Origin of the sequence: Pseudomonas flavocrustae, from assembly GCF_029872515.1 — a bacterium.
GTDB classification, from domain to species: Bacteria; Pseudomonadota; Gammaproteobacteria; order Pseudomonadales; family Pseudomonadaceae; genus Chryseomonas; species Chryseomonas aestiva.
The window spans coordinates 375239-391311 of the sequence record NZ_JAPDIQ010000004.1; the positions used below are offsets into that span (position 1 = coordinate 375239).

Genomic DNA, 16073 nt, shown 5'->3' on the forward strand with positions numbered 1-16073 from the left:
AAGCTGATCGCCCGGACAGGATCTGGCAGGCGCCTTGCTTACGGATATCGCCCATCGATCGCCGCTATCGGGCGATCCTGTCAGGAGTCTCTTGATGATCTCTGTGCTGGGCATGCTGTTGCTGGTGGCCATCGCCATCCTCTTTTCCCGCCAGCGGCGCGCCATTCGCGTGCGTACCGTGCTTGCGGCCTTTCTGTTGCAGGCGGGGCTCGGTCTGTTCGTCCTCTACATTCCCTGGGGCCAGCAGGTGCTCGGCAGCGTCTCCGGAGCCGTTTCCTCCCTGCAGCTCTATGCCGACAAGGGCATCGAATTCCTCTTCGGCGGCCTCGCCGGACCGAGGATGTTCGAGTACTTCGGTAACGGCGGCTTCGTCTTCGCCGTGCGGGTGCTGCCCCTGATCGTGTTCTTCGGCAGCCTGATCGCGGTGCTCTACTACCTGGGCATCATGGGCTGGATCATCCGTGTGGTGGGCGGGGCCTTGCACGCCCTGCTCGGCACCAGTCGGGTAGAATCCACCACGGTCACCGCGACGTTGTTTCTCGGCCAGTCGGAAATGCCGCTGGTGGTGCGGCCCTTCATCGCCGATCTCACCCGCTCGGAGCTGTTCGCCATCATGGTCGGCGGGTTCGCCGCGGTGGCCGGTTCGGTGCTGCTGGGCTACGCCGGCATGGGCGTGGAACTCAAGTACCTGATCGCCGCCAGCTTCATGGCCGCCCCGGGCGGACTGCTGATGGCCAAGCTGATGGAGCCGGAGACCGAGCAGCCGCGCGACCAGGCCATGAAGACCCTGGGAGAGGGCGAGGAGCGTCCGGCCAACGTCATAGATGCGGCCGCCGAAGGCGCCCAGGTCGGTCTGCGCATCGCCCTGGCGGTCGGTGCCATGCTGCTGGCCTTCATCGCCCTGATCGCCCTGCTCAACGGCATCCTCGGCTGGTGCGGCGCCTGGTTCGGCGTGCCGCAACTGAGCATGCAACTGGTGCTGGGCTATCTGCTGGCGCCGGTGGCCTTCCTCATCGGGGTGCCCTGGAGCGAGGCGGTGCAGGCCGGTGGCTTCATCGGCCAGAAGCTGGTGCTCAACGAATTCGTCGCCTATGCCGACCTCTCGACCTACCTGGACCCGGTCAAGTCGGCGGCGGCTGGCGTCCAGCCGCTGTCGGCGCACACCCAGGTCATCGTCACCTTCGCCCTGTGCGGCTTCGCCAACCTCTCCTCCATCGCCATCCAGCTCGGCGGCCTGGGCGGCATCGCCCCGCAGCGGCGTCACGAACTGGCTCAGCTGGGCCTGCGCGCCATGCTTGGCGGCACCCTGGCCAACCTGATGAGCGCGGCCCTGGCCGGCTTCTTCATCGGCCTCTAGGTCGATGTCGATCGGACCATCGGGTCCACTTTATGGTGCACAGCTGGCCTGGGTGCGCCAAAACGTAACAGCGGATGACCGTGGCGTGCTGCGGCTTCGCCGCCACGGGTTGTCCGCGGCTTCTCAAGGCTTTTGCTCAGGAACCCTCCTCATGACGTTTTCCCGCCCCCGTCGCGTGTGCTTCGGCGCCTTATCGCTCCTGCTCTGCTGCAGCACTCAGCTGTTGGCCGCTCCCGCTGTCGCGACCGACAGCGCCCAGGGCGAGACCGCCAGTCCCGCCGCGCAACAGACGGAAAATCGCTCGCCCTATCTATCGTCCTGGTACAACCAGGATCTGACCCTGATCGGCAGCAAGGACATCAGCTTCGGCCCGCAGCCCGTGGACGACGTCTATCTGGAGTACGAGTACTTCGGCCGCAAGGGGCCCTTCGAACTCTATGGCTACATCGACGTGCCCAAGGTGCTGGGCATCGGCAACAGCCACGACTCCGGCGTCTGGGACCGCGGTTCGCCCCTGTTCATGGAGCATGAACCGCGGATTTCCCTCGATCAGCTCACCGGCCGCTCGCTGGCCTTCGGGCCGTTCAAGGAGTGGTACCTGGCCTTCGACTGGATCTACGATCACGGCAGCAGCCAGGCCAGTCGGCAGAACACCCTCTACGCCGGCTTTGGGACCGACATCGAGACCCATACCCCGGTACTGCTGTCCGCCAACCTCTACGGCCGCCGCCAGTGGGAAAACTATGGCGCCGCCAACGAGAATTCCTGGGACGGCTATCGGGCCCAGCTCAAGTACATCTGGCCGCTGGCCAGGTTCGACAACGGCGCCTCCCTGACCTATGTCGGCTTCACCAACTTCGATTTCGGCTCGCAGTTGGGCGACGAGCCGGGGCGTACGGCCAATGCCACCGTGTCCACCAACGTGCTGCTCTATGCCTTCACCCACCTGCGCTTCATGTTCGCGGCGCGGCACTTCCACAATGGCGGCAACTGGCGCGACGGCACCGAGCTGAACTTTGGCGAGGGCGATTTCGAGGGTCGCTCCAACGGCTGGGGCTACTATGCGGGGGTGGGTTATCAATTCTGATCTGGAGACTGTCATGAGCACCAACCTGCCTGCGCACCTCGCCGCATTGCTTCCGGAAGCGGTCGCTGCAGCCGAGCGCGCCTACTGTCCGCATTCGGAATTTCCCGTGGGCGCCGCCCTGCTGACCGCCGAGGGCGAGGTCATCCATGGCTGCAACGTGGAAAACATCTCCTACGGCCTGACCAACTGCGCCGAGCGCAGCGCCCTGTTCGCCGCCATCAGCCGAGGCCTGCCGCCGCGCAGCTTCGCTGCCATGGCCATCCATGCGCCGGGCGTCCCCCTGATCAGTCCCTGCGGCGCCTGCCGGCAGGTGCTGCTGGAGCTGATGGCGCCCGACGCGACCATCGTCTGCAGCGGCAGCGAACCCGGCCGTACCCGCACCTGGACCCTGGCCGAGCTGCTGCCCGGCGCCTTTGACGACTTCTAAGGAGTCCGCCCATGTGGCTCGCCCAGGAAGTGATCCGCCAGAAGCGCGATGGCCTGGAGGTGTCCGCTGCGGACCTTCAGCGCCTGGTCAGCGGCATCGTCGATGACAGCCTCAGTGAAGGCCAGATCGCCGCCTTCGCCATGGCTACCCTGCTGCGCGGCATGACCGCTGCGGAGCGCACCGCCCTGACCCTGGCCATGCGCGACAGCGGCCAGGTGCTGCACTGGGACCTGCCGGGGCCGGTGGTGGACAAGCACTCCACCGGCGGCGTGGGCGATCTCACCAGCCTAGTGCTGGCGCCACTGCTCGCCGCCTGTGGCTGCCATGTGCCGATGATCTCCGGGCGCGGCCTGGGCCATACCGGCGGCACCCTCGACAAGCTGGAGAGCATCCCCGGCTATCGTATCCGTCCTGGCCTGGCGCGCTTTCGCCAGGTGGTGGCCGAGGTGGGTTGCGCCATCGTCGGTCCGGACGCCGATCTGGCCCCGGCCGATCGCCGCCTCTATGCCATCCGCGACGTCACCGCCACGGTGGAATCGGTGGACCTGATCACCGCCTCCATCCTGGCCAAGAAACTGGCCGCCGGCCTGGACGTGCTGGTCATGGACGTCAAGACCGGCGGCGGCGCCTTCATGGCCGAGCAGGAAGCCGCCCTGCGCCTGGCCGACAGCATCGTCGCGGTCGCCGGGGCGGCAGGTGTCCGTACCCGCGCCCTGGTCACCGACATGGGCCAGCCCCTGGCGCGCAGCGCCGGCAATGCCCTGGAAGTGGAAGAGGCCATCGCCCTGCTGGCCGGCGAGGTGCGCAGCGCGCGCCTCTGGCAAGTGATCCAGGCGCTGGCCGAGGAGACGCTGCAATTGGCCGGACTGGCCGACGATGCCATCGCGGCCGAGCGCCTGGTGCTGGAGGCCTGGCAGAGCGGCGCCGCCCTGGCGCGTTTCGCGGCGATGAACCTGGCCCTGGGCGGCCCGTCCGACCTGACCGAGCGGCCCTGGCAGCATCTCCCTCGGGCTCTGATCGTGCGCGCCGTCCATCCGGCCCGCCCGGGCTGGGTGCAGCAGGTCGATACCCGTGCCTTGGGTCTGCTGGTGGTCGAACTGGGTGGCGGTCGACAGCGCCCGGAAGATGAAGTGGATCCTGCGGTGGGCCTGGCTGATCTGGCATTGCCCGGCGAGTGGGTCGACGAGAATCGGCCTCTAGGTCTGATCCATGCCGGCGACGCCCACCGTGCCGCGCGGGCTGCCCGGCAACTGCAGGCGGCCTATGTTCTAGGGGAGGAGCGGCCGGCTGATGCTGTGCCAGTCGTACTGGATCGCCGCTAGCGCCAGATTCCGGACAAAAAAAGACCCGGCAGAGCCGGGTCCAAAACCGTGATTAGCCTGATGAGGAGATAACCCGAAGACCACTGCTGGACCTCTAGTTATCGACCGATCTCGCGACCGGCTGAGTTGAATAATAACAATTCTCATTCCATCGTCAAGCGTATTCGAGAATATTTCTTAATTACTGCCAGCGGGGCGCTCCGGGGCACTGCGCAGGCGGGTGACTTCCTTGTTCAGTGTGTCGATATGGCGCGCCATGTTCTCGATCAGGCTGTGGGCGATGCGCGGAGTGGTCTCCATCAGCGAGACGAACTGATCCTGGGGAATCACCAGCACGGTGCAGACGGTCTTGGCGATGACGCTGGCGGTACGCGGCGTATGGGTGAAGACCGCCAGGGCGCCAACGATCTCGTCCTGGCAGACCTCGCCGACCTTGCAGCCATCCACCCAGGCCTCGGCATGGCCTTCGGTGATGACGAAGACATGCTCGGCGGAGTCGCCCTGGCGGATGATGACCTCGCCGGCGGCATAGCGACGGAAGCCGGTCGCCGGCTGGGTGACTGGCGGCTTGAGCCGGATCAGCGCCTGAGCCAGCAGCGACTGCTGGCCCAGCATGTACCTCAGCAGGGCATCGCGCTGGACCGGCGTGGCGGTGGCCGCCGCGAGAAAGGTCTCGCGGTCGTAGGGCAGCACCCGCACGTCGGCCTCGCTCTCGTAGTTGAGGATCGGCAGATCCAGGGTGCGCCCCAGGCCGATCAGATCGCCCTCGCCGAGCTGGAACAGCGCCCGCTGATCCAACACCACCCGCAGCGGGCCGCGCTGGATCAGATAGACCTCGTCATTGCGCATCCAGTCCTGCAGCAGGGCGGCGGGACTCAGCTGCAGCGGCTGCCGACTCGGCGCCACACCACTGACCAGCCGCGCCGGAATGGCCTGCAGCGCCTGACGCAGCTGATCGACATAGGGAGGCTGATCGCCGATGAGGTACATGGTGCCAATTCCTTCTTGTTACGCAGAGGTTGTGACGTGGGTCGCACGATAAGCCGCTCGTCGGCGACCGTAAATCCACAACTCCACGAGCTGTGACGGAACGCTTGTTCTGCCTCCCAGGAGGTCGCGGTCAGACCGGCGCGCGACCCAGGCGGCGCAGCAGTCGAGTCGGCAGGGCCTCCAGCTGTCCCGCGCGCTCCAGTTCCACCACCAGTGCCCGATCCTGCTCGGCGGGTTCGAGCGGATCCTGCGCCTGGCGCTGGGCTGCCACCACCGCGAGGGTGGCTTCGGAAGGATCGGTCCCCTCGGCCTGGCGCTCCTGCAGCCAGCGGGCAATGAGTTCGTCGTCCGCCTGGCAGTCGATGATCAGCAGGGGGGCGGCCTGGGCTTCGGCCAGGGCCTGGGCCGCGGCGCGCTGGGCCTGCTTGAGATAGGTGGCGTCGAGCACCAGCGGATAGCCGGCCGCCAGCACCTGGGCGCCGATCTCGTGCAGTCGCGCATAGGTGGCTTCGCCGGCTGCGGCGCTGTAACGGGTGGCTTCGTCGCTGTCGACATAGAGGCGCTGGCGCTCGACATCGGATCTCAGGCGAATGGCGCCGAGCGCTTCGACCAGGACCAGGGCCACGGTGCTCTTGCCGATGCCCGAGACGCCATGCATCACCGCCGCGAAGGGCTGAGGCACCTGGGTGTAGCCCTCGGCCAGGGCCGTGTAGCTGCGATAGCTGGCGAGGATCTCGGCCCGCAGCGCCGGCTCCTCGGCCTGGCCCAGGCGGAACAGGGCGATCTTGGCGCGCACCATGGCGCGATAGGCCTTGTAGAAGTCGAGCAGGGCAAGACCGGCATAGTCGCCGGTCGCCTCGAAGTAGGCGTTGACGAATCTGTTGCTCAGCGCCTTGAGACCCCGGTCTTCCAGGTCCATGGCCAGGAAGCCGGCATCGCCCATGGTGTCGGTCAGGCGGAAGGGCTCGTTGAACTCGATGCAGTCGAACAGCACCACCTCGCCGTCGAGCAGGGTGGCGTTGGCCAGGTGGATGTCGCCGTGGCATTCGCGGATGAAGCCGTCTCGGCAGCGGGTCTCGAACAGCGGCAGCAGGCGGGCGTAGCTGGCTTCGGCCCAGGCTTCCAGCTGATCGAGCTGCTTGAGGTCGGCCGCCTCGCCGAGCATGGCGCGGATCTGCTCGAAATTCTGCCGCACCGGCGCCATGGCGGCGTCCGGGGTGCACAGCGGATGCTCGGTCGCCACCTGGGGCGCTGCCAGGTGGAAGCGGGCGATCTGGGCGGCCAGGGCATCGATGTGCGCCTCGGTCAGTTCGCCGCGTTGCTGCACTTCGCTGAGCAGCTGGCTCTGGGGGAATTCGCGCATGCGCAGGGCGTATTCGATCACCGGACCGCTGCCATCCAGCTCGGGAGCGCCTTCGCTGCCAGTGATGGCCACCACGTCCCGGTAGAGATCGCGGGTCAGGCGCTGATTGAGGCGCAGCTCCTCACGGCAGAAGTGACCGCGGGCCTCCAGGTCGGTGAAGTCGAGGAAGCCGAAGTTCACCGGCTTCTTGATCTTGTAGGCGACCTCGCCGGTCAGCACGACCCAGGAAATATGGGTTTCGATCACCCGGAACGCCGAGGTGGGGTGGGGATAGAGCGCCGGGTTCTGCAGGGCGGAAATCAGGAGCTGGCTCACGGGCGGTCCTTGTAGGAAATGGATGGCGGCATTATCGCTGCCAGGGCGGTCCACGCAAGCCAAGACACCGGGAAGGGGCATCCTTGAACCCCAGCTGACGAAGCGCTTGTGGGCCGCTGTCGGCCAACGGGCAAGTGCGTATAATGCGCCGCCATGAAGCGACCCCGATCCTCTCGTTCCCGCAAGCGCAAGACCTTTGACTGGCGCCGTCTGTCCGGCTGGGCAGTCAAGCTTGGTCTGGTCGCGCTGGTAGCCCTGGCTGGCGTATGCATCTATCTGGATGCCGTGGTCCAGGAAAAATTCTCCGGCAAGCGCTGGACCATCCCGGCCAAGGTCTATGCCCGGCCGCTGGAATTGTTCAATGGCGTCAAGCTCAGCCGTGACGACTTCCTCACCGAACTCGATGCCCTCGGCTATCGCCGCGAGAAGACCGTGGACGGCCCCGGCAGCGTCTCCGTGGGCGCCTCCACGGTCGAGCTGAACACCCGCGGCTTCCAGTTCTACGAAGGCGTCGAACCGGCCCGGGCGATCCGCGTGCGCTTCGCCGGCGGCACCGTCTCCGGCGTTAGCGCCCTGGATGGCAGCAACCTGGCCGTGGCCCGCCTGGAACCGCTGATGATCGGCGGCATCTATCCGGCGCATAACGAGGATCGCATCCTCATCAAGCTCGACCAGGCGCCACCGCACCTGGTCGATGGCCTGGTGGCCGTCGAGGACCGCGAGTTCTGGCATCACCACGGCGTCTCGCCCAAGTCCATCGCGCGCGCCGTCTGGGTCAACGCCACCAGCGGCCAGGTGCGCCAGGGTGGCAGTACCCTGACCCAGCAGCTGGTCAAGAACTTCTATCTCACCAACGAGCGCAGCATCACCCGCAAGGGCACCGAAGCCCTGATGGCGCTGCTGCTGGAGCTGCACTACAGCAAGCAGGAAATCCTCGAGGCCTATCTCAACGAGGTATTCCTCGGTCAGGATGGCTCGCGCGCCATCCACGGCTTCGGTCTGGCCGCCCAGTACTTCTTCGGCCAGCCCTTCAGCGAACTGAAACTGCATCAGGTCGCCCTGCTGGTCGGTCTGGTGAAGGGCCCGTCCTACTACAACCCGCGTCGCTATCCCGAGCGCGCCATGGCCCGCCGCAATCTGGTACTCGACCTCATGGCCGAGCAGGGCGTGGTCAGCGCCACCGAGGCCGAGGCCGCCAAGGCCCGCCCGCTGGGCATCACCAAGGCCGGCAGCCTGACCAACAGTTCCTTCCCGGCCTTCGTCGACCTGGTCAAGCGTCAGCTCAAGCAGGACTACCGCGACGAAGACCTCACCGAGGAAGGGCTGCGCATCTTCACCAGCTTCGACCCCATCCTGCAGACCAAGGCCGAAGCGGCCATGGCCGAGGCTTTGAAGCGCATCGATGGTCGCAAGGGCGCGGAAAACGTCGAGTCGGCCATGGTGGTGACCAATCCGGAAACCGGTGAGGTCCAGGCGCTGCTGGGTGGCCGCGATCCGCGCTTCGCCGGCTACAACCGCGCCCTCGATGCGGTGCGCCAGGTCGGTTCGCTGATCAAGCCGGCGGTCTATCTCACCGCCCTGGAACGCCCCAGCAAGTACACCCTGACCACCCTGATCCAGGACGAGCCCTTCTCGGTGAAAGGCGCCGACGGCCAGGTCTGGCGGCCGCAGAACTACGAGCACAAGGCGCACGGCACCATCTTCCTCTATCAGGGGCTGGCGCATTCCTACAACCTCTCCACGGCGCGCCTGGGCCTGGACCTGGGGCTGCCCGAGGTGCTCAAGACCGTCGAGCGCCTGGGCGTGAGTCGCGCCCTGCCGCCTTACCCGGCGACCCTGCTCGGTGCCGGCGCCCTGACGCCCATGGAAGTGGCGACCATGTACCAGACGCTGGCCAACGGCGGCTTCAATACCCCGCTGCGCAGCATCCGCAGCGTGCTCGACGCCAATGGCGAGCCGCTCAAGCGCTATCCGTTCCAGATCGAGCAGCGCTTCGATACCGGCGCCATCTACCTGGTGCAGTACGCCATGCAGCGTGTCATGCGCGAGGGCACCGGCCGCTCGGTCTACAACCAGATCCCTACCAGCGTGAACCTGGCGGGCAAGACCGGTACCACCAACGATTCCCGCGACAGCTGGTTCTCCGGCTTCAGCCAGGATCTGCTGGCGGTAGTCTGGCTGGGTCGCGACGACAACGGCAAGACACCGCTGACCGGTGCCACCGGCGCCCTGCAGGTCTGGAGCAACTTCATGCGCCGGGCCGATCCGGTCTCCCTGGATATGCCGGTGCCGGACAACATCACCCAGGCCTGGGTCGATGCCACCACCGGCCGCGGCACGGATCCCTCGTGTCCCAATGCCGTGCAGATGCCTTATATTCGCGGCAGTGAACCGCCAGCGGGCGCCTCCTGTGGTGCACCGGCCGCACCCGCCACCGGCGGTAACGGCAACAGCGGCAGTCCGGTCATGGATTGGGTCAAGGGTTGGTTGAATTGAGAGGTCCCAAGGTGACGAAAGCAGTCTGGCCGGTGATGATCGCCGGTGTTCTCCTCGCCGGTTGCGCCGCGCCGCAGCGTGGCGCCATCCCCGTGGTCGATTCCGGCGGTCCGGTGTCCAACGGCGAACTCTATCGCCAGGGCAACAACCGGCCCCTGCCGGCGCAGCGCCAGGCCCCGGTGGCCGCAGCGCCCAGCGCACCGGCCGATGCTGGGGTGACCGTCATGGTGCCGGGCGGCAGTTCCGCGCCCCTGGAGACCTATGCCGCGCCGGCGGCCTCGGCGCCGCTGATCACCTCGTCCAGCCCCGGCACGCCGCCCGCCCAGGCGCCGGTGCAGCCCAGCTATTCGCAGCCGGTCTATCCGCCCGCCACTCAGGGCGCCGCCGCTGCCAGCAGCGCGCCGACTGGCATCCCCTCCGCCAGCACTTCCACGGGCGGCGGCCTGGCTGCCGACGAGCAGCTCGACGGTCCGGTGCTGGCCCTGCTGACCACCGCCCAGCAACAGCAGGGTGGTGGCGATCTCAACGGCGCCTCCTCGAGCCTGGAGCGCGCCATGCGCATCGCCCCGCGCGAGCCCCAGGTGCTCTATCGCCTGGCCCAGGTGCGCCTGGCGCAGAACGATCCGGCCCAGGGCGAGCAACTGGCCCGTCGCGCCCTGACCTACGCCAATGGTCGTCCGGCCCTGCAGGCCAGTCTCTGGCAGTTGATCGCCCAGGTCCGTGAAGCCCAGGGCGATGCCTCCGGGGCCGCCCTGGCCCGGCAGAAGGCGCAGGTGGGTACCTGATGGACGAGCGCCTGCCCGCCCTGGCCGATCAGCTGCTGCAGATCGAGCGTGAATTGCGCCTGCTCGGCTGGTGGTCGGCGCAGGCGCCCAGCGCCGAGGCCCTGGCCAGCCAGGAGCCCTTCTGCGTCGATACCCTGAGCTTCGCCCAGTGGCTGCAGTGGATCTTCGTGCCACGGATGAAGCTGATCATCGAAAGCGATGCGGTCCTGCCGGCGCGCTCGGGCATCCGGCCGATGGCCGAAATGGTCTACCAGGGCAATCTCGATCCGGTCCTGCCCCTGCTCGCGTCCCTGGCCGAATTCGACCGCATCATCGAAGGCCCCTGAGCTACTTGCCGCAGTTCTGCTCGATGGACAGCTGGGTCTCGGCCAGCCGCTGCTGACGCTCCTCTTCGCTCAGCCGCCGCGTCTCGCCACGACCGGACTGCACCAGGATGCGTGGATTGTTGCGCAGCTGCGCCAGATTCTGGCGCGCTTGGTCGCACTGCTCCTTGAGCTTGTTCTGCTCCTCGCGCACCTGCGCCTTCACCTGGCGATCCAGCTCCTGCTGCTGGGCATCGTTGGACACCGACGGCTGCTGGGCGCCGTTGGGCATCTTGTAGGTGGGCGCAGTGCCAGCGCCATTGATCTGCGGCGCCGTCTTCACGTCCACCTCGTTGGCCTTCTGGCCCTCGGGCGGCTGGGCACTGAAATGGGTGACACCCTTGTCGTCGGTCCACTTGTAGACCTGCGCGGCCTGGGCGGACAGGCTGCAGGCGAAAGCCAGGGCGGAAAGCCAGAAGATCGAGCGCATGGGAATCCTGGAAGGGGAGAGGACAGGACTTCACTATAAGAGGAGACGTCGACCTTTTCATCACGGCTGATCGCCGACGACCGATTGCGCCCGGTTGCACCTTTCGGCTTGACTTGCACCGGTCGAATGCGAACAATCCAAAGTTCGCTGTAGCGAGTCGGCCCAAAGCTGACTGCTCGGCAGACCATGAGGTGCCTACCCGCGCCGCCACAGTCAAATACCCTGCACCGCGTTACCTCGCGTCGGGTGGAAGCTCCAGCATTCATCGGAATCTTCCAACAAGGCTTTCTAGGCAGCTGAATCGTCGGTGACCACCGTCGCCCATGCTCTGCCTTGCAGTCAACCGAACCTTGAGCGTCCACCAATGGGCGCTCGCCATGCGTGGAATGAGGTGATACGTGGAGCTATTAACTGGCGCTGAGATGGTCGTCCGCTTCTTGCGCGACGAGGGCGTGAAACACATCTACGGGTACCCGGGCGGTGCCCTGCTGCACATCTACGACGCCCTGTTCAAGGAACCGGCGCTGAACCACATCCTGGTTCGTCACGAGCAGGCCGCCACCCACATGGCTGACGGCTATGCCCGCGCCACCGGCAAGGCCGGCGTGGTCCTGGTGACCTCCGGCCCCGGTGCGACCAATGCCATCACCGGCATCGCCACCGCCTACATGGACTCCATTCCCATGGTGGTCCTGTCCGGGCAGGTGCCGAGCAACATGGTGGGCACCGACGCCTTCCAGGAAACCGACATGGTCGGCATCTCCCGGCCGATCGTGAAGCACAGCTTCATCATCAAGCATCCCTCCGAGATCCCCGAAGTCCTCAAGAAGGCCTTCTACCTCGCCGAGTCCGGCCGTCCCGGTCCGGTGGTGGTCGACATCCCCAAGGACATGGGCGATCCGACCAAGAAATTCGAATACGTCTATCCGAAGAAGATCAAGCTGCGCTCCTACAATCCGGCGCAACGCGGTCATTCCGGGCAGATCCGCAAGGCCATCGAGATGCTGGTGGCGGCCAAGCGCCCGGTTCTCTACGCCGGTGGCGGGGTCATCCTCGGCGGCGCCTCCGCGGCCCTCACCGAGCTGGCGCGCCTGCTCAACCTGCCGGTCACCAATACCCTGATGGGGCTCGGCGGCTATCCGGGCAGCGATCGCCAGTTCCTCGGCATGCTCGGCATGCACGGCAGCTACCCGGCCAACCTGGCCATGCACCACAGCGACGTCATCCTCGCCGTGGGCGCACGCTTCGATGACCGCGTCATCAACGGCGCCACGCGCTTCTGCCCGAACGCCAAGATCATCCACGTGGACATCGACCCGGCGTCGATCTCCAAGACCATCAAGGCCGACGTGCCCATCGTCGGTCCGGTCGACAGCGTCCTCACCGAGATGGTCGCCGTGGTCCGCGAACTGAGCGAGAAGCCCCACGCCGAAAGCCAGGCCGCCTGGTGGAAGCAGATCGAGGAATGGCGTGGCGGTCGCGAGATGTTCCCCTACGACAAGGGCGACGGCAGCATCATCAAGCCGCAGACGGTCATCGAGACCCTGTACGACGTCACCGCGGGCGATGCCTACATCACCTCGGACGTGGGCCAGCACCAGATGTTCGCCGCCCAGTACTACCGCTACGACAAGCCCAATCGCTGGATCAACTCCGGCGGCCTCGGCACCATGGGCTTCGGCTTCCCGGCGGCCATGGGCGTCAAGCTCAACTTCCCGGACGCCGACGTCGCCTGCGTCACCGGTGAAGGCAGCGTGCAGATGAACATCCAGGAACTCTCCACCTGCATGCAGTACGACCTGCCAGTGAAGATCGTCTGCCTTAACAACGGTGCCCTGGGCATGGTCCGCCAGTGGCAGGACATGCAGTACAGCAGCCGCTACTCCCACTCCTACATGGAATCCCTGCCGGACTTCGTCAAGCTGGCCGAGGCCTATGGCCACGTCGGCATGCGCATCGAGCGTCTGGAAGACCTCAAGCCGATGATGGCCGAGGCCTTCGCCATGAAGAATCGCCTGGTCTTCCTCGACATCGCCGTGGACAACACCGAACACGTCTATCCGATGCAGATCAAGGATGGCGCGATGCGCGACATGTGGCTGAGCAAGACGGAGCGGACCTGAACATGAGACACATCATCTCCCTGCTGCTGGAAAACGAGCCCGGCGCCCTGTCCCGCGTGGTCGGCCTGTTTTCCCAGCGCAACTACAACATCGAAAGCCTCACAGTCGCCGCGACCGAAGATCCGACCCTGTCGCGCCTGACCCTGACCACCATCGGCCAGGAAGAGACGGTCGAGCAGATCACCAAGAACCTCAACAAGCTCATCGAGGTGGTGAAGCTGGTCAACCTGTCCGAGAGCGCCCACATCGAGCGCGAACTCCTGCTGATCAAGGTCAAGGCCACCGGCGCCCAGCGCGCCGAGGTCAAGCGCACCACCGATATCTTTCGCGGCCAGATCGTCGATGTCGGCAGCAGCGTGTATACCATTCAGCTGGCGGGCACCAGCGAGAAGATCGACAGCTTCATCCAGGCGATCGGCGCCGCGTCCATCCTCGAGGTGGTGCGTAGCGGCGTGACCGGAATTTCCCGTGGCGACAAAGCCCTGAGCATCTGATACCCCCTTTTCCAGGAGAACCTGCAATGCGCGTTTACTACGACAAAGACTGTGACCTTTCCATCATCCAGGGCAAGAAGGTCGCCATCATCGGCTACGGCTCCCAGGGCCACGCCCACGCCTGCAACCTGAAGGACTCCGGCGTCGACGTCGTCGTCGGCCTGCGCAGCGGCTCGGCCACCGTGGCCAAGGCCGAGGCCCATGGCCTGACCGTCAAGCCGGTCAAGGACGCGGTCGCCTCCGCCGACGTGGTCATGATCCTGACCCCCGACGAATTCCAGTCCAAGCTGTACAAGGACGAAGTCGAGCCGAACCTGAAGCAGGGCGCCACCCTGGCCTTCGCCCACGGTTTCGCCATCCACTACAACCAGGTCGTGCCCCGCGCTGACCTGGACGTCATCATGATCGCGCCCAAGGCCCCGGGTCACACCGTGCGCTCCGAGTTCGTCAAGGGCGGCGGCATCCCTGATCTGGTCGCCGTCCACCAGGACGCTTCCGGCAATGCCAAGAACGTCGCCCTGTCCTACGCCTGCGGTGTCGGCGGCGGCCGTACCGGCATCATCGAGACCACCTTCAAGGACGAGACCGAAACCGACCTGTTCGGCGAACAGGCCGTGCTGTGCGGTGGTGCGGTCGAGCTGGTCAAGGCCGGTTTCGAAACCCTGGTCGAAGCGGGTTATGCCCCTGAAATGGCCTACTTCGAGTGCCTGCACGAACTGAAGCTGATCGTTGACCTCATGTACGAAGGCGGTATCGCCAACATGAACTACTCGATCTCCAACAATGCCGAGTACGGCGAGTACGTGACCGGCCCCGAGGTGATCAACGCCGAGTCGCGCGCTGCCATGAAGAATGCGCTCAAGCGCATCCAGAACGGCGAATACGCCAAGATGTTCGTGGCCGAGGGTGCGTCCAACTACGCTTCCATGACCGCCTACCGTCGCAACAACGCGGCTCACCCGATCGAACAGGTCGGCGAGAAGCTGCGTGCCATGATGCCTTGGATCGCGTCGAACAAGATCGTCGACAAGACCAAGAACTGATCGAGCAGGGCGCCAGCCCTGTAACGAACGGTAAAGACGCGGCCTCGGCCGCGTTTTTTATTGCACTGCCCACGACCCCGGCAATGCCTTAGCATGAGAGGTTAGGCTGAACCCTATCCTCAAGAGGTCAGTCCAACCCGTCAGGTAATGCCCAAGGAAAATCCATGAGCGAGCGTCCCGAAGAAACCCCGTCCAATACCACCACCGATGGCCTCATCCCCGTGGATGAGCACATCGAGGAGACGCAGGACGCCCAGGGTCGCAAGATCAGACGCCGTGGCGTGTACCTGCTGCCCAACCTCTTCACCACTGCGGCCCTCTTTGCCGGTCTCTATTCGATCATCAAGGGTGTCGCGGCTCAGACCGCCTTTATCCAGGGGCAGTACGAGATCGCTTCCGCCGGCTTCTCCGCCGCCGCCGCCGCCATCTTCATTGCCATGGTGCTCGATGGCCTGGATGGCCGGGTCGCCCGCATGACCAACACCCAGAGCGCCTTCGGCGAGCAGTACGATTCGCTTTCCGACATGGTCGCCTTCGGCGTCGCGCCGGCGATCCTGGCCTTCCAGTGGGCCCTGAGCGGCCTGGGTAATGTCGGCTGGGCCGTTGCCTTCATCTATGTGGCAGGCGCCGCCTTGCGTCTGGCGCGCTTCAATACCCAGATCGGTTCGGTGGACAAGCGCTACTTCATCGGCCTGGCCAGTCCTTCCGCGGCTGCCTTGGTGGCCGGTACCGTCTGGTGCTTCAGTGACTTCGGCATCCAGGGCTCCAAGCTGTCCCTGCTGGTAGCCCTGATGGTCGCCGCGGCTGGCATGCTCATGGTCAGCAACTTCAAGTACTGGAGCTTCAAGACCCTAGGCCTGAAAGGGCGGGTGCCCTTCGTGGTCATCCTGATCGCCGTGCTGGTCTTCGCCGTGGTCTTCACCGACCCGCCGCGCGTGCTGCTGCTGGGTTTCCTGGCCTATGCCGTCTCCGGCCCCTTCACCACCCTCTGGCGCAATCGCCGTGTCGGCCGCGGCTAGCCGCACGAGAGGTCTATAGGAAAGGAGGGGGGCTGCGTAAGCAGCCCCCCTTTCTTTTTTGGCCTTTGTGAAAATAACCTGTTGACCTGTCCTGAAACTCCCCTATAATGCGCCCCACTTCCGGCGCAGACGCTGAAGCGGCTTGAAAATCAAGCACTTAGGTCTGGGCCGGGCGAGGGGTCCACGGACTCTTCGCTGTTTGGTCTTCACCTCCGGGTGATGACGAGATGAAGCGGAGGGGGTTGACAGCGTCTCAGGATGCTGTAGGATTCGCCTCCCGCTGCCGAGATTGGCTAGACCAGTCAGGCAAGCGCAAGTGGTTGAGTTGAAACGAAAAAGTTCAAATCAACGCTTGACAGGATGTGAGGACAGCGTAGAATGCGCGCCTCGGTTAGCGACACGGTCGCAACCAACTGCTCTTTAACAAGTTGAATCAAGCAATTCGTGTGGGTGCTTGTGA

The 16073-nt window shown here is 65.5% G+C and carries 14 protein-coding genes; 11 read left to right on the forward strand and 3 right to left on the reverse strand.

The window, feature by feature from the left end; translation table 11 throughout:
- The first annotated feature begins 94 nt into the window (after positions 1–94).
- The 4 genes from OMP44_RS12290 to deoA all read left to right on the forward strand — a co-directional run bounded on the left by OMP44_RS12290 (position 95) and on the right by deoA (position 4193).
- Positions 95–1357, forward strand: coding sequence for a NupC/NupG family nucleoside CNT transporter (locus OMP44_RS12290; RefSeq protein WP_187980479.1), 1263 nt, complete (start codon positions 95–97; stop codon positions 1355–1357).
- Positions 1358–1508: 151 nt separating this feature from the next.
- Positions 1509–2444 (forward strand): nucleoside-specific channel-forming protein Tsx, encoded by a 936-nt coding sequence (locus OMP44_RS12295; RefSeq protein WP_280308471.1) that lies wholly within the window; start codon positions 1509–1511, stop codon positions 2442–2444.
- A gap of 13 nt (positions 2445–2457) precedes the next feature.
- Positions 2458–2871: a cytidine deaminase gene (locus OMP44_RS12300; protein WP_273862355.1), complete on the forward strand. Its 414-nt coding sequence runs from the start codon at positions 2458–2460 to the stop codon at positions 2869–2871.
- An 11-nt stretch (positions 2872–2882) separates the two neighbouring features.
- Positions 2883–4193 carry a thymidine phosphorylase gene (deoA, locus tag OMP44_RS12305; RefSeq protein ID WP_280308473.1) on the forward strand — a complete coding sequence of 437 codons (1311 nt, stop codon included), beginning with the start codon at positions 2883–2885 and terminating at the stop codon, positions 4191–4193.
- A 177-nt stretch (positions 4194–4370) separates the two neighbouring features.
- Here deoA and OMP44_RS12310 read toward each other — a convergent pair whose 3' ends face one another.
- Both OMP44_RS12310 and OMP44_RS12315 read right to left on the reverse strand, forming a co-directional pair.
- Positions 4371–5183, reverse strand: coding sequence for a cyclic nucleotide-binding domain-containing protein (locus OMP44_RS12310; protein WP_158895641.1), 813 nt, complete (start codon positions 5181–5183; stop codon positions 4371–4373).
- A 130-nt stretch (positions 5184–5313) separates the two neighbouring features.
- Entirely contained in the window at positions 5314–6861 is a 1548-nt protein-coding gene (locus tag OMP44_RS12315; protein ID WP_280308477.1) for a bifunctional aminoglycoside phosphotransferase/ATP-binding protein, read from the reverse strand.
- A gap of 153 nt (positions 6862–7014) precedes the next feature.
- Between OMP44_RS12315 and mrcB the strand changes: the two genes are divergently transcribed.
- Genes mrcB through OMP44_RS12330 form a run of 3 tightly spaced genes read left to right on the forward strand, consistent with a single transcriptional unit; the run spans position 7015 to position 10468 of the window.
- Positions 7015–9357 (forward strand): penicillin-binding protein 1B, encoded by a 2343-nt coding sequence (gene mrcB, locus OMP44_RS12320; protein WP_263259366.1) that lies wholly within the window; start codon positions 7015–7017, stop codon positions 9355–9357.
- A 35-nt stretch (positions 9358–9392) separates the two neighbouring features.
- A complete protein-coding gene (locus tag OMP44_RS12325; protein WP_280308508.1) occupies positions 9393–10142 on the forward strand; it encodes a tetratricopeptide repeat protein in 750 nt (249 codons plus the stop codon).
- Entirely contained in the window at positions 10142–10468 is a 327-nt protein-coding gene (locus OMP44_RS12330; RefSeq protein ID WP_133861910.1) for a YqcC family protein, read from the forward strand. The genes OMP44_RS12325 and OMP44_RS12330 overlap by 1 nt, the downstream gene beginning before the upstream one ends.
- A 1-nt stretch (position 10469) precedes the next feature.
- Here the strand turns inward: OMP44_RS12330 and OMP44_RS12335 are convergent, their stop codons facing one another.
- Complete coding sequence (locus tag OMP44_RS12335) at positions 10470–10934, reverse strand: DUF4124 domain-containing protein (protein ID WP_280308482.1); 465 nt, start codon at positions 10932–10934, stop codon at positions 10470–10472.
- 398 nt (positions 10935–11332) lie between these two features.
- Here OMP44_RS12335 and OMP44_RS12340 point away from each other — a divergent pair, with 398 nt between their 5' ends.
- From OMP44_RS12340 to pssA, 4 genes are all read left to right on the forward strand, one after another.
- Entirely contained in the window at positions 11333–13057 is a 1725-nt protein-coding gene (locus tag OMP44_RS12340; protein WP_133861908.1) for an acetolactate synthase 3 large subunit, read from the forward strand.
- Positions 13058–13059: 2 nt separating this feature from the next.
- Complete coding sequence (gene ilvN, locus OMP44_RS12345; protein WP_007159690.1) at positions 13060–13551, forward strand: acetolactate synthase small subunit; 492 nt, start codon at positions 13060–13062, stop codon at positions 13549–13551.
- 26 nt (positions 13552–13577) lie between these two features.
- Entirely contained in the window at positions 13578–14594 is a 1017-nt protein-coding gene (ilvC, locus tag OMP44_RS12350; protein ID WP_133861907.1) for a ketol-acid reductoisomerase, read from the forward strand.
- Positions 14595–14758: 164 nt separating this feature from the next.
- On the forward strand, positions 14759–15613 hold the full coding sequence (gene pssA, locus OMP44_RS12355; RefSeq protein WP_271653739.1) for a CDP-diacylglycerol--serine O-phosphatidyltransferase: 855 nt from the start codon (positions 14759–14761) through the stop codon (positions 15611–15613).
- Positions 15614–16073: the final 460 nt, after the last annotated feature.

Excerpts from the sequence above, each read along its gene's own strand:
- OMP44_RS12290 (WP_187980479.1), top strand. The coding sequence starts at position 95 with ATGATCTCTGTGCTGGGCATGCTGTTGCTGGTGGCCATCGCCATCCTC.
- OMP44_RS12295 (WP_280308471.1), top strand. The coding sequence starts at position 1,509 with ATGACGTTTTCCCGCCCCCGTCGCGTGTGCTTCGGCGCCTTATCGCTC.
- OMP44_RS12300 (WP_273862355.1), top strand. The coding sequence starts at position 2,458 with ATGAGCACCAACCTGCCTGCGCACCTCGCCGCATTGCTTCCGGAAGCG.
- deoA (WP_280308473.1), top strand. The coding sequence starts at position 2,883 with ATGTGGCTCGCCCAGGAAGTGATCCGCCAGAAGCGCGATGGCCTGGAG.
- OMP44_RS12310 (WP_158895641.1), bottom strand. The coding sequence starts at position 5,183 with ATGTACCTCATCGGCGATCAGCCTCCCTATGTCGATCAGCTGCGTCAG.
- mrcB (WP_263259366.1), top strand. The coding sequence starts at position 7,015 with ATGAAGCGACCCCGATCCTCTCGTTCCCGCAAGCGCAAGACCTTTGAC.
- OMP44_RS12325 (WP_280308508.1), top strand. The coding sequence starts at position 9,393 with ATGATCGCCGGTGTTCTCCTCGCCGGTTGCGCCGCGCCGCAGCGTGGC.
- OMP44_RS12330 (WP_133861910.1), top strand. The coding sequence starts at position 10,142 with ATGGACGAGCGCCTGCCCGCCCTGGCCGATCAGCTGCTGCAGATCGAG.
- OMP44_RS12335 (WP_280308482.1), bottom strand. The coding sequence starts at position 10,934 with ATGCGCTCGATCTTCTGGCTTTCCGCCCTGGCTTTCGCCTGCAGCCTG.
- ilvN (WP_007159690.1), top strand. The coding sequence starts at position 13,060 with ATGAGACACATCATCTCCCTGCTGCTGGAAAACGAGCCCGGCGCCCTG.
- ilvC (WP_133861907.1), top strand. The coding sequence starts at position 13,578 with ATGCGCGTTTACTACGACAAAGACTGTGACCTTTCCATCATCCAGGGC.
- pssA (WP_271653739.1), top strand. The coding sequence starts at position 14,759 with ATGAGCGAGCGTCCCGAAGAAACCCCGTCCAATACCACCACCGATGGC.